The following is a 16127-nucleotide window of genomic DNA, read 5'->3' on the forward strand; positions in this document are numbered from 1 at the left end:
TTCCTCTGGTGATCCCTTGCTCCCCTTCATTGTATCTCCCGTTCAAATAGGTGTCAACAGATGTCAGAAAAACTGACAGAAAAATCAGGACAGCTTCAGCAGCCCCCGCTCCACCATGGCGGACAAGGCGGTCATCGCTCCCAGCTTCGCATGGGCATAAGTCAATCCGCCCTGCATGTACGCCGTATACGGCTCCCGTATCGGCGCATCCGCCGACAGCTCCAGGCTCCCGCCCTGGATGAAGGTGCCGGCCGCCATAATGACCGGATGCTCATAGCCGGGCATATCCCATGGCACCGGCACGACATGGGCATCGACGGCGGACGCCTTTTGGATCCCTTGCACGAAGGCGATCAGATGCTCGGCGGAATCGAAGCGGATCGCCTGGATGAGATCCGTCCGCGGCGCCGACCAGTGCGGAGACGATTGGAATCCGAGCTCCTCGAACATGGCCGCTGCGAAGACGCTGCCGCGCACGGCTTGTCCCACGATGCTCGGCGCAAGGAAGAGCCCTTGGTACATGGCGCGCGTCATGCCGAGCATCGCCCCGACTTCGCCCCCGATGCCCGGGGCGGCCAGCCGGGCCGCCGCCGCTTCCACGAAGCGGCGCTTGCCGGCGATGTAGCCTCCGGTCTCGGCTATGCCGCCGCCCGGATTTTTGATGAGCGAACCGGCAATCAGATCCGCTCCGACCTCCGTTGGCTCCAGCCGTTCCGTAAATTCGCCGTAACAGTTATCGACGAACACGATCGCATCCGGAAGCAGCCGCTTGACCTGGGCAACCATGTCCGCGATCTCATCGACGCGGAACGATGTCCGCCAGGCGTAGCCGCGCGATCGCTGAATGCCAATCACCTTCGTGCGCGGCGAGATCCGCCGCTCGACCTCCGCCCAATCGACCCGGCCCTCATCCGTCAGCTCCACCTCACCGTAATGAATGCCCCAGTCGCGAAGCGAGCCGGTGCCGTCGCCTTCTTGTCCAATCACCTTGTGCAGTGTATCGTAAGGTGTTCCGGTAATATACAGCAGCTCATCGCCCGGGCGGAGCACCGCGAACAGCGCGGTCGCGATCGTATGCGTCCCCGATACGAAATGAGGCCGCACAAGCGCCGCCTCCGCGCCGAATACGTCAGCATAGACCTCATCCAGCACTTCTCTGCCCCGATCATTGTAGCCGTAGCCCGTCGATCCGGCAAAATGATAATCGCTTACCTGATGCCGCTGAAAAGCCTGAATGACCTTCCACTGGTTCTGTTCCGCAATCGACTCGATGTCCCGGACCCGATCCTTGATTATTTCTTCTACCCGTTCTGCCAGCTTCATCATCTCATCTGTAAATTGCATGTTCCCTTCATTCCCCTTGTTCTCGACAACGCACTTCCCAACAAGCTCCCGTTGTACTTATGATAGATAAGGCTCCAGCTTGTAGCTATGGAGCTCTGCTTCCGCCCGATCGAGACGAACAGTCAGCCGCACATCCTCGCCGTCCGCTTCCTGCTCCAGCACTTCGCCGATCCGGTGGGCAAGCGCGATCAGATCCCCGCGCGCGCCCGGCAGCCGATAGGTCACCGTGCGGCCCGACAGATGCTGCTGCACGGCAAGCCGCACCTGTTCAAGATCGGCTTCGTCGTACGCGCTGATCAAGAAATGGCTCTCATCCAAGGGCAGCATGTGGCGCTGCTCCTCGATACACATATCCTTCTTATTATACAGCACAATCTGCGGCTTCGCCCCGGCGCCCAACTGCTGCAAAATATCGTCGACGACCCGCATCTGCTCCTCCCGCATAAGAGAAGAGGCATCCACGACATGCAGAATGAGATCCGCCTCATTCACTTCTTCCAGCGTCGCGCGGAACGAAGCGACGAGCTCATGCGGCAAATGCTGAATGAAACCGACCGTGTCCGTCAAAATGGTCGATTTGCCGTTCGGCAGCTCCCATTGCCGGGAGGTTGGATCCAGCGTGGCGAACAGCTGGTTCTCCACGTAGACATCCGCTTCCGTCAACTGGCGGAGCAGCGTCGACTTGCCCGCGTTCGTATAGCCGACGAGCGCCACCTGAATCGCGCCGCTCTTCTTGCGGCGCTCGCGATAGACACCGCGGTGCCGGACCACCTCTTGAAGCTGACGCTTCAGATCGGAGATGCGCCGACGGATATGGCGCCGATCGGTCTCCAGCTTCGTCTCCCCCGGCCCGCGCGTTCCAATGCCGCCTCCTAGCCGGGATAGATTGCGTCCATGGCCCGATAACCGCGGCAGCAAGTAAGAGAGTTGTGCAAGCTCGACTTGAATAATACCCTCTCTTGTCTTCGCGCGCTGTGCAAATATATCCAGAATCAGCTGTGTCCGGTCAATAATTTTCACATCGAGCGCTTCTTCCAGATTTCGAACCTGGGCGCCGGACAGCTCCTGATCGAAGATGGCAGTCGTCGCGTCAAGCTCCGCGATGACCGCTCCCAGTTCGGCAACCTTGCCTTTGCCTATGAACCATTTCGAGTCGGCATTCTCCCGCTGCTGCATCATAACCGACAGCACGGCAACGCCGGCCGTCTCCGCCAGCTGCACCAATTCCTGCAAGGAATCTTCCGGACGAAGCCGGCTGCGCCGGACTTCATCCGTAATGAGTGTCACCAAGACCGCCCGGTCCTGAATATCCGAGGAAGTCTCATAGAACGTTCTTCGCATGCATTGAAGGTCTCCTTCATGTCATAGTGGCCAGCTTCCCGCTTCTGTACCCCAGTATACCTCATTTGCGCTCCCATTTTAAATCTTCCGGCCGGAGCGTCATAAGCTCCAGCTTGCCCGGCGACTGTTCCGGGTAGGTCTGCAGCAAGCGCACCGCTTGATTGCGCATCGCCTTCTCCATGACATTGCGAACGAACCGCGCATTACTGAACAAGTTGGAAGACAGAATCTTCTCGTCCAGAATGACGTTCTTCAGCTGCGAGAGAGATTGAGGCATCAGTACATAATCCTGCTCCTTGGCAATGGATTCCGCAATCAGCAGCAGTTGATCGACCGTATAATCGGGGAACTCGACTTGAATCGGAAAACGGGAGGGCAGCCCGGAATTCGTCTGCATCAACCAGTCCATTTCTTCCGAATACCCTGCCAAGATCAGAACGAACTGGTTCTTCTGATCTTCCATCGCTTTTACTAGTGTGTCCACCGCTTCTTTGCCGAAATCTTTCTCGCCGCCGCGAGCCAAGCTGTATGCTTCATCAATGAACAAGACGCCGCCCATCGCCTTTTTGATCAAATCACGCGTCTTTTGTGCCGTATGCCCTATATATTCCCCAACCAGATCCGCGCGCTCCACTTCTAGCAGATGGCCTTTGCTCAGCAATCCGAGCTGCTGGAACATTTTCGCCATAATTCGGGCAACCGTCGTCTTGCCTGTCCCCGGGTTCCCTTTGAAAACCATATGATACACATGAGGCTGGCACGTGAGACCCGCTTCCTGGCGGCGGCGGTTCATTTGCAGGATGGCATAGAGCTCAAACGCGATTTCTTTCATATGCTCCAGACCGACGAGCCGGTCCAGCTCCTTGCGGATATCGGCAAAAGGCCCTTCCGCCGGCATGGCCGACTTATCCTGACCGGCCGTCCGGGCCTGCTCCTGCTGAGCCGCGGATTCGGCCGGTGTCTCCACCGGACGGATGACGACATTAATTTGACGCGAAGGTCTTGCTTCTGCATTCGAGCCGGCCGCTTTGAGTCGTACGTTCATCTGCGTCACCCTTTCGACGTTCAACTCCCGATCCTGCCATCCCGAGGCAGAATCGTCTATGATGTTCAATATATTCTAGCGTCGAACAGGTTATTAGAAGTTTACGGAATCCACAACTCGTCCCATTTCCATTTCGTATACGCCAGCGATTCACGGCCGCGATACCATAGCGGAGACAGCACCTCGCTGCTTACGGTAATGACCTGCGGCTGTTCATAGCGGAGCGCTTGGGCAATCTCCAATGCGCGCATGCCATGGAAGTCATGCGTCACGATCGTGGCCGACGTCCAGCCTCGCTCCTTCATCATGCGCTGGCTGAAGCGAAGATTTTCCAGCGTGCTCGTCGACTCGCCTTCCAGCACGATGCGATCTTCGCTTACCCCATGATCGATCAAGTAGTGGGCCATGCCTTCGGCTTCCGTGAAATTCGCATCCGGACGATCCAATCCCCCGGACACGATAATATAATCGAACCGCCCCTCCTTGTACAGTTCGAGCGCTTTGTTCAGCCGTTCCCGCAAGCCCGGACTCGGTTCGTCGCCCCAGAGCGAGGCCCCAAGCACGATGCCGATCTCCGTGCGGACCGACGGCGCCGCTTCAGGCACCGACGCAATCTTCCACTGTGTATAAGCGAGCCACAGCAGGCCTGCGAACAGCAGCGTTCCGGCAAGAGACAGCAGCCTTGCCCGCAATCTGCCCTTATTCGTATGTACGCCAAGCTCTTTTCCTTGAATCATGTGCGACTCACTCCTCCCTTTCAAAAGAAAAGCGCGCAATTCATCATTGCGCGCTTCCTCTGATGCGTAAACATGCATTAACCATTTCCGTTGCCGTTATTTCCGTTACGGCCAAAGCCATGGCCATTGCCCTCTCCGTTGTTGCCCGGAACGGCCTGATCCTGCCCCGGATCCGGATCTTCGAAGCTATCCGTCTGATCCGGCGGAGTCGGCTGCTCCGGCTGATCCGGCACCACGGTTCCAGGCACCGTGCCCGTATCATCCCAGCCTCCGGACGAATCGGAACCGTCCGAGTCAGGAGGAAACGGATCAACCGATCCGTCCGGGTCTTCCCCCGGATCCGGAGGATCCACAATCGGCGGCTCCGGCGTTTCTGGCGTCTCCGGTATCTGAATCTCTTCTTCCTCGATCTTCACCGTGGCGACATTGGAACGGGAAGATTCCTCGTCCCCGTTTACCGCCGTGACCACATAGGAATACGTCTCCCCGGCGAATACGCCGATATCTTCCGCATTCGTGACCTTCAGTCCGGCCAGCAATTTCGTATAATCCTGCTCGGCCGAAGACTTCCGGTACAGATTGTAGACGATATTATCCCCCTGCACCGGCTGCCAGCTCAGCGACACGGTCTTCGTCGCTTCCGAGTAGGAAGCGGCCAGGCCGCTAACCTTTTGCACCGGATCAGGCTGCTTCTCGACATGTTCCGGCTTGTTGAAGGAACCGGACTTCCGATCCTTCAGCGCCTTGCCCACCACTTCGCTGAACATCCGCGAAGGCACCCGGCTGCTCTCATGCAGCACGTGATCGCGGTCCGTCTTGTCATATCCCATCCATACCGCCGCCGTCCATTCCGGCGTATAACCGACGAACCACGCATCCCGGTCGCCCGGACCATCATAGCCCGGAACCGAATGCTGCGTCGTTCCGGTCTTGCCCGCTACCTGGCGGCCGCTGATCTGCGCCTGGGTGCCGGTGCCGCTTTTCACGACATCCGTAAGCATCTCGGTCATATAGTAAGCAGTCTGCTCGCTCATGACCTTCACCGGCTTCGGCACATGATACGTGAAATAATCATGCCCCTTGCGGTCCACAATCTTCGCCACAGCGTAAGAAGGATAATAATTGCCTCCATTGGCGAATGCATTGTAGGCCGTAGCCATATTAATCGGCGTCACGCCGTGCGTCATCCCGCCCAATGCAATCGACAAGTTTAAATCGTCGTTCGTTAACGGGATGCCCAAGCTCTTGGCAAATTCAAAACCGGTCTTCAATTTAATCTCATTGAGCAGCCAGACCGCCGGAATATTGATCGAGCGTCTGACCGCTTCCTTCATATCGACGCTAGTCGTATAGCCGCCCAGGTTAGTCGGACTATAGCCGTTGAAGGATTGCTTCTCGTTGCTCAGCTTCGACCACGGGAACCATTTGCCGGTCTCCAGCGCCGGGGCGTAGGACACAATCGGCTTGAAGGCCGAACCCGGCTGCCGCGTGATGGTCGCCCGGTTCAATCCTTTGCGGGCATAGTCTCGTCCGCCCATCATCGCCAGGATTGCGCCGTTCTTATGATCCGTAATGACCATCGCGCCCTGTACCTTCGTCTCGTCTTTGCTCTTCTCGAACATTTCGTCGTTATTGAAGGCGTCATACATGATACGCTGCGCATTCGCGTCCAACGTCGTATAGATCTGGTACCCGCCGCGGAACAACTGGTCTTCGGTAAGACCGGTCCTTTCCACGATTTCCTCTACCATATAATCAAGATAAGAATAATACGCTTCTTCGTTATTGTTGTCGGCGGCCCCTTCATCCTTGGTCTCTATCGGCACGTAATCGACCGCGGACGCTTCATCCCGCTCCTGCTCCGTAATATAACCCTGCTCGTACATCAGCTGGAGCACGACCTGGCGGCGTTCCTTCGAGCGCTCCGGATTATTGATCGGATTGTAATGGGTCGGCGCCTTCGGAATGGCAGCCAGCGTGGCAATCTGCCACAATTCAAGCTTATTGAGATCTTCCGTACCGAAGTAAGTTTTCGATGCGGCGATAATGCCATAGGCCCGTTTTCCGAAGAAAATACGGTTCAAATACATCGTCAAAATTTCGTCTTTGGTAAAATGGTTCTCCAGCGCCAACGCGATGGACACCTCGGTCGCCTTACGGAAAATGGTCTTGTCGCTGGTCAGGAACATGTTCTTCGCCAGCTGCTGGGTAATGGTGCTGCCGCCCTCGGCCAAGCTTCGCGACACAATATCCTTCACCATGGCGCGCCCGATGGACCATAGGTCGACCCCACGGTGCTCGTTAAAGCGCCGGTCCTCGGTCGCGATGAACGCATCGCGGACGCGCTGCGGAATATCTTCCGGCTCGGCAATCTCCCGATGCTCAATCCCTTTGCCCAAATGGGCGATAACATTATTATTGCTGTCATATACGGTGGAGATTTCAGCCATCTCGAACATGTCGGCGTCCTTGTACTCGCGCATCAGACGCTCGCCGTTCAGCAAGATGAACAGATAACCGCCAACCGCGATAAAGGCGGCAAACGCAGCCATAAAGAACGACAGCCAGAAGGTTTTGCGCCAACTCCATTTGCCGCGTTTCTTGGGAGGTTTCCCCTTCCCTTTCCCCTTGGTTGGCACCGGTGTGCGCGTGCGTGTACGCTGGGGAGGTTGCTTCTCTCTCGTCATTATAACCGACTCCCTTTTGTTCACAGAAATGAGTTCTCTCTACTCTATCTCCTACGATTTGCAAGCTATCCAGCACCTGATGGGACGTTGAATGAAAAGAACAACCCTTCAGGGTTGTTCGGCAGCGGACTATACCATTAGACGCAAAACAGGGGCGAAAAGTTGCATTGCTTCCCTTCGGCCCCCGTGAAGCTTATTGCGTGTCGTTCTGATGATCCTGCATCAGGGATACGTTACGCTGCGGCGTAAACGTGGAAATGGCGTGTTTATACACCATTTGCTGGCGGCCGTCGCTGTCTATGACGATGGTAAAGTTGTCAAACGCGCGGATAACCCCGCGAATCTGGAACCCGTTCGTTAAATACACCGTCACCGGGATGCTCTCCTTGCGCAATTGGTTCAAAAACGTGTCCTGGATATTAATAGATTTATTCATCGTCCGTACCCCCATAATCATAAGGTTGTGTTGAAATATATTCAACCTCTTACCGAAACTTTCCTGCTATGATTTTACAAATTCGATCGAAATGTTCGTCCGCACGCTCCGCTTCGCTCACATCCACCCATTCAATATCCTGCATGCGGCGGAACCAGGAGAGCTGACGCTTCGCAAAACGCCGCGTGTCGCGCTTTAACCGTTCGACGGCGGCCTCCAGCGACATTTCATTCTCCAAATACGCAGCGATTTCCTTGTACCCCAGCCCCTGCATGGAGACGAGCTGACGCGAGTAGCCTGCGTCCAGCAAGCGGCGAACTTCCTCAATCAGTCCGTCCCGGAGCATGATGTCGATTCGATCCTCAATACGTTTATATAGCATCTGCCGGTCCATTGTCAAACCGATTAAGCACAGGTCGTACGGAGACGCCTTCTTTTGGCCTGCCAGCTGCGACGATAGCGTTTGCCCGGTCAGATGGTAAATCTCCAATGCCCGCACGACCCGCCGCTGATCATTCGGGTGCAGCCGATTCGCCGTGACCGGGTCGACGGCCTGCAGCTTGGCGTGCAGCGCTTCGGGACCATGAGCGAGCGCAAATTCGTTCATCTCCCGGCGAAAAGCCTCATCCGAACCGGCATCGCTGAACTCGAAGCTGTAACAGACCGATTCCACATACAAGCCGGTCCCTCCGACAATAAACGGAAGCCGATTCCGCGCTGTGATATCGTCAATCAGATGACGGCAGCGTTCCTGGAACTCGGCGACGGAGAAGGCATAATCCGGATCATGGATATCCAGAAGATGATGAGGTATCCCCCTTCTCTCCTCCAGTGGCAGCTTCGCGGTGCCGATATCCATCCCGCGGTACACCTGCATGCTGTCGCCGGATATAATCTCGCACTCGAAGGCATGAGCCACATCCAGACTCAGCTTCGTCTTGCCAACTGCCGTAGGGCCGACGAGCACGAGCAGCCTTGGCCTAGTTGGCGACGTTGTTGCCGGCAATGTCAATCACTCCATATGCTAATTTCGTCCCGGTATGCACGATCCGTTCGAATCCGAGCCGTCCGAATTCCTCGCTGCCCCGCAATTCCTTCATGACGACCGTCTTCCGGGCCACGCGGCAAGCTTCGCGAATCGCTTCCGGCTTCACGGCTCCCGGATTGGCCAATGCGCGCAGCGGATCGATCGATGCCGATTCCTTCACCGGTTCGCGGAACATCGGATCGAAATAGACGAGGTCCACCGAACGGTCGGGAAGGCCGCGCAGCCATTCCACATGATCGGCCTGCTTCAGCACGATGCGGCGCATCGCTTCATTGACGGATTCAATGCTGCTCTCATACAAGAGAAGCCCTTCGTGCAGCAGGGTGAAGAGCGCCTGTTCGCTCTCCAGAGCCGTCACCCGGCCCGCTTCGCCAACGACGTGGGAGAAGACGAGCGCATCGGACCCGAGACCTGCGGTGCAATCCAGCACCTCATCGCCCGGCTGGGCGCGGCTGGCGGCAATCATCGTGTCCCCCTCGCCGGCCAGCAGCCGCTTGATGCGGACATAGGCCATGCTGGGGTGATAGATTAGCTCGGTTACCCCCAGCTTCGTGTATCGTACATCGTTATTGCGGAAGACGACAAATTCATCGTCCCCGTACCGGTTCCGAAGAGCGGCCAGCGTACATCTGCGGCGCTCGACGAACCGGTGGCCGAACGTCTCGGCCATCTTCCGGGCGCGTTCCCTTATGTGCGGGGAGGTCTTATCCCCCGTAGTTACAATCATGAGCTCCTCCTCATTATATACGCTTCAGAAAGGGAAACACAAATGCGGCAGCCGCATTACATGACCCGCTTGAACATTTTCTCCAAATCATAGGTTGTGAATTTGACGACGATCGGGCGCCCGTGCGGGCAAGTATACGGCTGGCGGCATGCGGCCAACCGGACCAGCAGCGCTTCCGCTTCCGCCTCGGTCAAGCGCTGGTTCGCCTTGATGGAGGCTTTGCACGAGCACATAATGGCCGAGGCCTCTCTCAGCTTGGCGACATCCGGCACTTTCTCGCGCAGCACCCAATCCGTCATCTCCCGCACAAGATCGGCTTCCTCCCCGTTCGGGAACCAGTGCGGATACGACCGCACGAGGAACGTCTGCCCTCCGAACGGCTCCAGCCGGATGCCGGCCTGCTCCAGCAGGTGCAGCCGATCCCGGATGCGCGCGGCCTCCGCCGTCGTGAACTCTAGCGTCAACGGCAGCAGCAGCTCCTGCGACGCCTCCTCGGGATGCCCGAAGCGCTCGTAATAATATTCATAATTGATGCGTTCGTGGGCGGCATGCTGATCGATCAGATACAGCCCCTCCGCATTGGATGCGATAAGATACGTTCCGTGCAGCTGGCCGATAAGCTCTACGGCAGGGAACGGCGGCAGCTCCGCCTCCGCCGCCTTGCCCGCGCCGGCTTGCCATGCCGCCTGAACACCCGCCTGGCGGAAGCCGCTCGGCGGCCGGTTCGGCACTGGCGCCGGGGCAGCAGCACCGGAACGCGCGCTTCCGCTCCCGCCGGCATAGCTTCCGCGGGATTCGCGCACCGCTTCCGGCTCCCGCATCGCCCCGGCAGCTTGCTCAGGCGCCCGCTCCGCTTGCACAACATCCTTACGGCCATCGTCCACCTCCGGAACAGCCGCCTGGCCGTTCTCCGCTGGCACGGCCGTCGCCCCGGCGATCCGCTCCGCGCCATCTGCTGGCTTCACATCGGGGCGGGCCAACTCATACCCGGCCGGGTCCGGACCAGGGGCAGGCGCTTCGCTCTCGGGCGGCAGCGGCGGCAGCTCCGCCTCCGCCGACGGAACGAGCGCGCCCATCGGCTTGAGCCGAGGCTCGTCGCGGCCGCCGGCCAGCGACGCGGCAGCCCACTGCCATTCCGTCTGCTCGACATAGGTCCGCACCTTCGCCTTGTCCGGAGCCGCCTGCGGGATAAGCGCCTGCTGCAGCAGGATGTCGCGCAGCGTTGACGCGATGAATTCGCACAGCTCCGGCTCCTTGCTGAACCGCACCTCCAGCTTCGCCGGATGCACATTGACATCAACCAGTGTCGGATGCATCCGCGCATGGAGGACGATCATCGGGAACCGGTTGATCGGCAGCAGCGTATGATACGCCTTCAGCACCGCCTGGTTCAAGGCGAAGCTGCGCACATAGCGCCCGTTCACGAACCAGGACATTGCATTGCGGTTCGATCGGGTCAGCTCCGGCTTCCCGATATAGCCCTCCAGCTTGTAATCCAGCTGCTCCGCCTCCACCGGCACCATGCTCTTCGCCGTCTGCACGCCGTAGACCGCCGCGATCACCTGCTGCAAATCGCCGTTGCCGATCGTCTGCAGCAGCATATTATCATTATGCTTCAGCGTGAACGCAATCTGCGGATAGGCGAGCGCCAGACGGTATATGTAGTCGGAGATATGCCCAAGCTCGGTCTGCACCGTCTTCATATATTTCAAGCGGGCCGGCGTATTGTAGAACAAGTCGCGGACCGCGATATCCGTCCCCTGCATCGACTGAGCCGGCTCGGATGCTTTTACGGTTCCTCCTTCTATCGTCAGCTTCCGCCCGAGGCCGCTGTCATCCGCACAGCTCGTGAGCTCTACCCGCGCCACGGCGGCGATGCTGGGCAAGGCCTCCCCGCGGAAGCCAAGGCTTCGGATCGCGAACAGATCTTTGCCGGAAGCGATCTTGCTTGTGGCGTGGCGCTGGAAGGCGTTCTCCACATCGTCTTCTCCGATTCCGGCTCCGTTGTCCTTGACCCGGATCAACTGGAGCCCGCCCTCCTCGACGGTCACGTCTATCCGGGTGCTCCCGGCGTCGATCGAATTTTCCACCAATTCCTTGACGACGGAGGAAGGCCGCTCCACGACCTCGCCAGCCGCAATCTGATTGGCGATATGCTCGTCCAATATATGAATGACGGCCATCTCGAATTCCCCCTTATTCGTTCTTCAGCCCGCGCGCCCGCTTCATGAACGCATGCAGCGCGTTCATCGCCTCCAGCGGCGTGAGCGACAGCACGTCGACCTCCTGCAGCTCGGCGATCAGCTCGTCAGCCTGCCGGTTCCGCCGCTGCTCCTCCTTCGTGACCGGAGCGGCTGGAGCGGTCGAACTAGCAGCGGATTCCTCCCAGCCGAACAGCGACAGCTGCTCGACCGCGCCGCTCGCGGCCGGGTTCGTGTCCGGAACCGGCGTCGGCTCTATAGCCAGCCCCATTGCCAAGCCATCCTCTGCTACCGCCATCGGCTCGGCCTGCTCCCGCACCCGATCCGGCAGTACCGGCTGTTCCGCCTGTGTCACGCCCGCGTCAGCCGAAGCGGCCGTCTCCCGCAGCGTTCCCGTCTCATAGGTCTTCAACAGATCATAAGAGCGGCGGATAATCGAATCCGGCAGCCCGGCCAGCTTCGCGCAGTAGATGCCGTAGCTTGTGCTTGCCGCTCCCGGAATCAGCTTCCGCAGGAAGGTCACCTGATTCCCGCTCTCCTGAACCGCCATGCAGACATTGCGCAATCCGCCCAGCCGTTCCTCCAGATGGGCCAGCTCGTGGAAATGGGTCGACACGAGCGCCTTGCAGCCGATCTCGTCGTGGACGAACTCGATCACGGCCTGCGCAATCGACATCCCTTCGCTCGTCGACGTTCCCCGCCCGAGCTCGTCGATAATGACCAGGCTCCGGCGCGTCGCCTTGGCGGTCATCACCTGGATATCCATCATCTCCACCATGAAGGTGCTCTGGCCCCCGATAAGATCATCCGCCGCACCGATGCGGGTGAAGATCCGATCGACAATCGGCATGACGGCCCGATCGGCCGGAACGAAGGAGCCCATCTGGGTCAGAATCGCCATCAGCGCGACCTGGCGCATATACGTGCTCTTCCCGGCCATATTCGGCCCGGTGATGAGCAGCATGCCGGCGGCCTGCTCCTCCAGCACGGTATCGTTCGCCATGAACGAGCCGCTCTCCATGACCGCTTCCACCACCGGATGGCGCCCGCCCTCGATATGCATGTCATAGCCGTCGGTAACCTCCGGACGGACGAAGCGGTGCGCCGCGCCGACCGCCGCAAGCGACTGATACACGTCGATTTCCGCGATCACCTCGGCCAGCGTCTGCAGCCTCCGGATCTGCTCGCCGATGCGCTGGCGCAATTGGCTGAACAGATCGTATTCCAGCCCGATCATTTTATCTTCCGCTTCCAGGATGAGCGCTTCCTTCTCCTTCAGCTCCGCCGTAATGAACCGCTCGGCGTTCGCCAAGGTCTGCTTCCGCTCGTAGCGGCCCTCCGGCAGCGCCTGCAGATTCGAGCGGGTCACCTCGATATAATAGCCGAACACTTTGTTGTAGCCGACCTTCAATGACTTGATGCCTGTCTCTTCCCGTTCGCGGCGTTCCAGCTCCGCGATCCACTGCTTGCCGTTCACGCTCGCTTCCCGCAGCTTGTCCAAATAAGCGTCATAACCTGGCTTGATGATGCCGCCGTCGCGCACCGACACGGGCGGCTCCTCGACGATGGCGCGATCGATCCAAGCCACGATATCCTGGCAGTCGTCCAGGCCGGATACCCGCTCGCGCAGCGTAGCCGAATCGGTCTCCGCGCAGCACCGCTTCAAGCCGGGCACCCGCTCCAGCGAATGCTTCAGCGCGATCAGATCGCGGCCGTTCGCCGTGCCGAACGCAATCCGGCTGACGAGACGCTCCAGATCGTACACCTGATGAAGCTGCTCCCGGATATCCTCGCGCCAGATCATATGATGATACAGCGTATCCACCGCTTCGAGCCGCGCCTCGATCGCCCGCTTGTTCATAAGCGGCTTGTCGATCCAGCGGCGCAGCAGGCGGCCTCCCATCGACGTCTGCGTCCGATCGAGCAGCCAGAGCAGCGAGCCCTTTTTCGCCCGCTCGCGCACCGTCTCCGTCAGCTCCAGATTGCGGCGGGTGAACGGATCGAGGACCAGATATTGATCCGGCTCGTACGTCCGCACCTGCGTCAGCTGGGATAAGGAGCGCTTCTGCGTCTCGGACAGATACGACATCAGCAAGGCCAGCGCCTGGCGGCGTTCCGGATCGAGCCGCATCCAGGCCGCCTCGCCGAATTGCCGCTGGGCGAGCGCCTCATCCCGCTTCGTCCAAGGGGTGAACAGAACCGGCTTGCTCCACGCCTTCGTCACCGGGCGCGCCTCGTCCAGCACCCGCTCCGCGCCGATAATCTCCGTCGGCGTATACACGTTCAGCTCGTCCAGCAGCCAGGACTGGCCGGCCGGAGCGGATGTCGCCGTCACCTCGCCCGTCGACAGATCGCAGGCGGCCAGGGCGTACATGCCTTCATGCTCTGTCAGACAGAGCAAATAATGATTGGCTTTCTCGTCAATCATCTTCCCTTCCATAATCGTGCCCGGGGTAATAATGCGTACGATCTCGCGGCGCACGACCCCTTTCGCGGCGGACGGATCCTCCATCTGCTCGCAGATGGCGACCCGGTAACCCTTCTCGATCAGCCGCTGTATGTAACTGTCGGCGGAATGATACGGTACGCCGCACATCGGGATCCGGTCTTCCGTCCCGCTGCTGCCCCGTCCGGTAAGCGTAATCTCCAGCTCCTTGGCCGCCACAATCGCGTCGTCATTGAACATTTCATAGAAATCGCCGAGGCGGAAAAACAAAATCGCGTCCTCCGCCTGCTGCTTAATCGCCAAATACTGCTCCATCATCGGCGTTATCTTCGCCATTAAACACCCTCCGATACCTGACCTTGAATCGTCCTCATTATATCAAAAAAAGAGCGCCGACTCACGTTTTAGCCGCGCTTTCCTTCCGGAGAGCCCATGCCTGGCGGATATCTGCTCGCTCATTCCACCGCCAGCCCGAATCGATGCGCCGGGCGAAGGAACGGATAAGGGCCTGCTCCCGCTCCCTTCCCGTCCCATCTCCGGCGGAGACGGCTTCATATTCCAGCGCGGCCAGCAGCCCCTGCACCGCCGCCCGGGCAATCGGGCGCAGCTCCTCAGTCAGCCGGCCGTCGTGATAGGCGCGGATGACCGGATCGCGCAGACTGTCCCGCCGTTTCAAGCGATGGCGGTGTCTGACGGCCGCGTTCATCAGAGCAAGCACTTCCCGCGCGAGCTCGGGCGAGAACAGGAAGCTGGGCAGCGTCCGGTATTCGAAGCCGCCGGCCCCGCCATGCTCCTGCAGGCGCACGTCGCCGAACGTCCCGTAGCGGGGCCGCCGCGGCGCGCCGGACGGGTCCTCCAACGCGGCTACCGGCAGGGCGACATACGTGTCCAGCACCCGCACGAGCTCGGACGTGAGCGGCAGCCCGCTCAGATGGATATGTCCGCCGAGCGGGAAGCGGCCCAGCGGCCGGCCGCCGGCAAGCCATTCCAGCGCGGCGCCGTCCTCAGCCGCTTCGAGGCAGCGGCGGGCTTCCGCCATCGCGGCGGCGATATTGCGCACAAGCTGCGCAGGGTCCGGGGCCGGATCGGGCCGCAGCTCCATCAGCGGGAAGCGCACTCGGCCCCCGATGCGCACCGCGTCGCAGCCCGCCCGGCCGCCCCGGGGCAGGTAGCGGCTCGCCGCGATCAGCTTGCGCCGGCGCGCGTCGTGCAGCACGAGCTCCGCATCGAGCCCCATCAGGAGCGGATCCCGCCGGGCGCGGGCGGACTGCTGTTCGGCGGCCGCCTTGGCCCAGGAAGCGGCGTAGCTCTCCAGCACCCATGCCGGGAGCGGCGCCGGAACGGGCTCCACCCGCTCGATGGCGTCGCCGGGGCGCGGCTCCTCCAGGACGCCGGCGGGCGCATCGGCCTCGTCGGCGCCAGGGCAGCAGCGGAGCGTGACCGCCCCTGTGTCGAGGCCGAGCGCATAGACCGCCCGCACAGCGAGCCGGGCCAGCCGCAGGTAGGGCGGCCGCTTCCAGTCATCCAGCGGGCGATAGAAATAGCCGCCGGACGGCGCCTGGAAGCATTGCGCCGCGGCGACCGCTTCAAGCTGGCTCACCCAGAAGCAGAGCGTACGCACGAAGCCGGCGCCGGACAGCTCGCTTCCCGGCTCCGCGTCCCAGGCGGCTCGATCCAGCACAGGCAGTCCCCACAGCCGCAGCCGCTCCCGCATCGCAGGCCCGCTCCACGGCCCGGCGTGGCGGTTCAACACAATCCGTCCGCCGCCGGCGGAGCCAATGCCCGCCCCTGCGTCCGGCAGGCGGGCCGCATCAGGCGCCTGCAGCCAGAGGACAACGACGCCCGGCGGCGCTTCGGCTGCCTCCGGACGCTGCGATGCGGCATAACGCCGCCATTGACGGTATCCGGCGGCATGATCGGTGTACAGGCGGACCCCGCCGCCCAATTCCAGACGTTGCATCGCCTCGTCCCCCCGTTCATCGTGGCGCTCCCGATTGCCTGTTTGCGGCAATCCGGCAATTTTTTCAAAAAAAAGGAGGGCTCCCGCCCTCTTCGATGATGCTGCTGCTGCATATACATAAGTATGAAGTTCAACGGATGAGGGCATCAGGATTG

11 protein-coding genes are annotated in these 16127 nt (G+C 60.2%); all 11 read right to left on the reverse strand.

Annotation, left to right across the window (positions count from 1 at the left end; genetic code table 11):
* Nucleotides 1-84: 84 nt before the first annotated feature.
* The 11 genes from NNL35_RS20375 to NNL35_RS20425 all read right to left on the reverse strand — a co-directional run bounded on the left by NNL35_RS20375 (nucleotide 85) and on the right by NNL35_RS20425 (nucleotide 16119).
* Nucleotides 85-1344, reverse strand: coding sequence for a methionine gamma-lyase family protein (locus NNL35_RS20375; RefSeq protein WP_006675441.1), 1260 nt, complete (start codon nucleotides 1342-1344; stop codon nucleotides 85-87).
* A gap of 57 nt (nucleotides 1345-1401) precedes the next feature.
* Entirely contained in the window at nucleotides 1402-2685 is a 1284-nt protein-coding gene (gene hflX / locus NNL35_RS20380) for a GTPase HflX (RefSeq protein ID WP_006675440.1), read from the reverse strand.
* 61 nt (nucleotides 2686-2746) lie between these two features.
* Nucleotides 2747-3730, reverse strand: coding sequence for an AAA family ATPase (locus NNL35_RS20385; RefSeq protein WP_040730130.1), 984 nt, complete (start codon nucleotides 3728-3730; stop codon nucleotides 2747-2749).
* Nucleotides 3731-3831: 101 nt separating this feature from the next.
* Nucleotides 3832-4467: a YdcF family protein gene (locus NNL35_RS20390; protein WP_006675438.1), complete on the reverse strand. Its 636-nt coding sequence runs from the start codon at nucleotides 4465-4467 to the stop codon at nucleotides 3832-3834.
* A gap of 77 nt (nucleotides 4468-4544) precedes the next feature.
* The gene (locus tag NNL35_RS20395; RefSeq protein ID WP_006675436.1) at nucleotides 4545-7154 is read right to left on the reverse strand and encodes a transglycosylase domain-containing protein; all 2610 of its coding nucleotides are present in this window, start codon (nucleotides 7152-7154) and stop codon (nucleotides 4545-4547) included.
* 193 nt (nucleotides 7155-7347) lie between these two features.
* The gene (hfq, locus tag NNL35_RS20400; RefSeq protein WP_040730128.1) at nucleotides 7348-7590 is read right to left on the reverse strand and encodes an RNA chaperone Hfq; all 243 of its coding nucleotides are present in this window, start codon (nucleotides 7588-7590) and stop codon (nucleotides 7348-7350) included.
* 49 nt (nucleotides 7591-7639) lie between these two features.
* On the reverse strand, nucleotides 7640-8557 hold the full coding sequence (gene miaA, locus NNL35_RS20405) for a tRNA (adenosine(37)-N6)-dimethylallyltransferase MiaA (protein ID WP_006675435.1): 918 nt from the start codon (nucleotides 8555-8557) through the stop codon (nucleotides 7640-7642).
* 13 nt (nucleotides 8558-8570) lie between these two features.
* A complete protein-coding gene (locus NNL35_RS20410; RefSeq protein ID WP_006675434.1) occupies nucleotides 8571-9365 on the reverse strand; it encodes a class I SAM-dependent methyltransferase in 795 nt (264 codons plus the stop codon).
* A 56-nt stretch (nucleotides 9366-9421) separates the two neighbouring features.
* The gene (gene mutL / locus NNL35_RS20415; RefSeq protein WP_006675433.1) at nucleotides 9422-11548 is read right to left on the reverse strand and encodes a DNA mismatch repair endonuclease MutL; all 2127 of its coding nucleotides are present in this window, start codon (nucleotides 11546-11548) and stop codon (nucleotides 9422-9424) included.
* Nucleotides 11549-11561: 13 nt separating this feature from the next.
* On the reverse strand, nucleotides 11562-14348 hold the full coding sequence (gene mutS, locus NNL35_RS20420; protein WP_006675432.1) for a DNA mismatch repair protein MutS: 2787 nt from the start codon (nucleotides 14346-14348) through the stop codon (nucleotides 11562-11564).
* Between the two features lie 61 nt (nucleotides 14349-14409).
* Nucleotides 14410-16119 carry a putative amidoligase domain-containing protein gene (locus NNL35_RS20425; RefSeq protein ID WP_100226258.1) on the reverse strand — a complete coding sequence of 570 codons (1710 nt, stop codon included), beginning with the start codon at nucleotides 16117-16119 and terminating at the stop codon, nucleotides 14410-14412.
* Between the last annotated feature and the right edge of the window lie 8 nt (nucleotides 16120-16127).

The organism is Paenibacillus dendritiformis, assembly GCF_945605565.1.
Classification (GTDB): Bacteria; Bacillota; Bacilli; order Paenibacillales; family Paenibacillaceae; genus Paenibacillus_B; species Paenibacillus_B dendritiformis_A.

Coding starts and splice junctions, on each gene's coding strand:
- NNL35_RS20375 (WP_006675441.1), bottom strand. CDS start 1,344: ATGCAATTTACAGATGAGATGATGAAGCTGGCAGAACGGGTAGAAGAA.
- hflX (WP_006675440.1), bottom strand. CDS start 2,685: ATGCGAAGAACGTTCTATGAGACTTCCTCGGATATTCAGGACCGGGCG.
- NNL35_RS20385 (WP_040730130.1), bottom strand. CDS start 3,730: ATGAACGTACGACTCAAAGCGGCCGGCTCGAATGCAGAAGCAAGACCT.
- NNL35_RS20390 (WP_006675438.1), bottom strand. CDS start 4,467: ATGATTCAAGGAAAAGAGCTTGGCGTACATACGAATAAGGGCAGATTG.
- NNL35_RS20395 (WP_006675436.1), bottom strand. CDS start 7,154: ATGACGAGAGAGAAGCAACCTCCCCAGCGTACACGCACGCGCACACCG.
- hfq (WP_040730128.1), bottom strand. CDS start 7,590: ATGAATAAATCTATTAATATCCAGGACACGTTTTTGAACCAATTGCGC.
- NNL35_RS20410 (WP_006675434.1), bottom strand. CDS start 9,365: ATGATTGTAACTACGGGGGATAAGACCTCCCCGCACATAAGGGAACGC.
- mutL (WP_006675433.1), bottom strand. CDS start 11,548: ATGGCCGTCATTCATATATTGGACGAGCATATCGCCAATCAGATTGCG.
- mutS (WP_006675432.1), bottom strand. CDS start 14,348: ATGGCGAAGATAACGCCGATGATGGAGCAGTATTTGGCGATTAAGCAG.
- NNL35_RS20425 (WP_100226258.1), bottom strand. CDS start 16,119: ATGCCCTCATCCGTTGAACTTCATACTTATGTATATGCAGCAGCAGCA.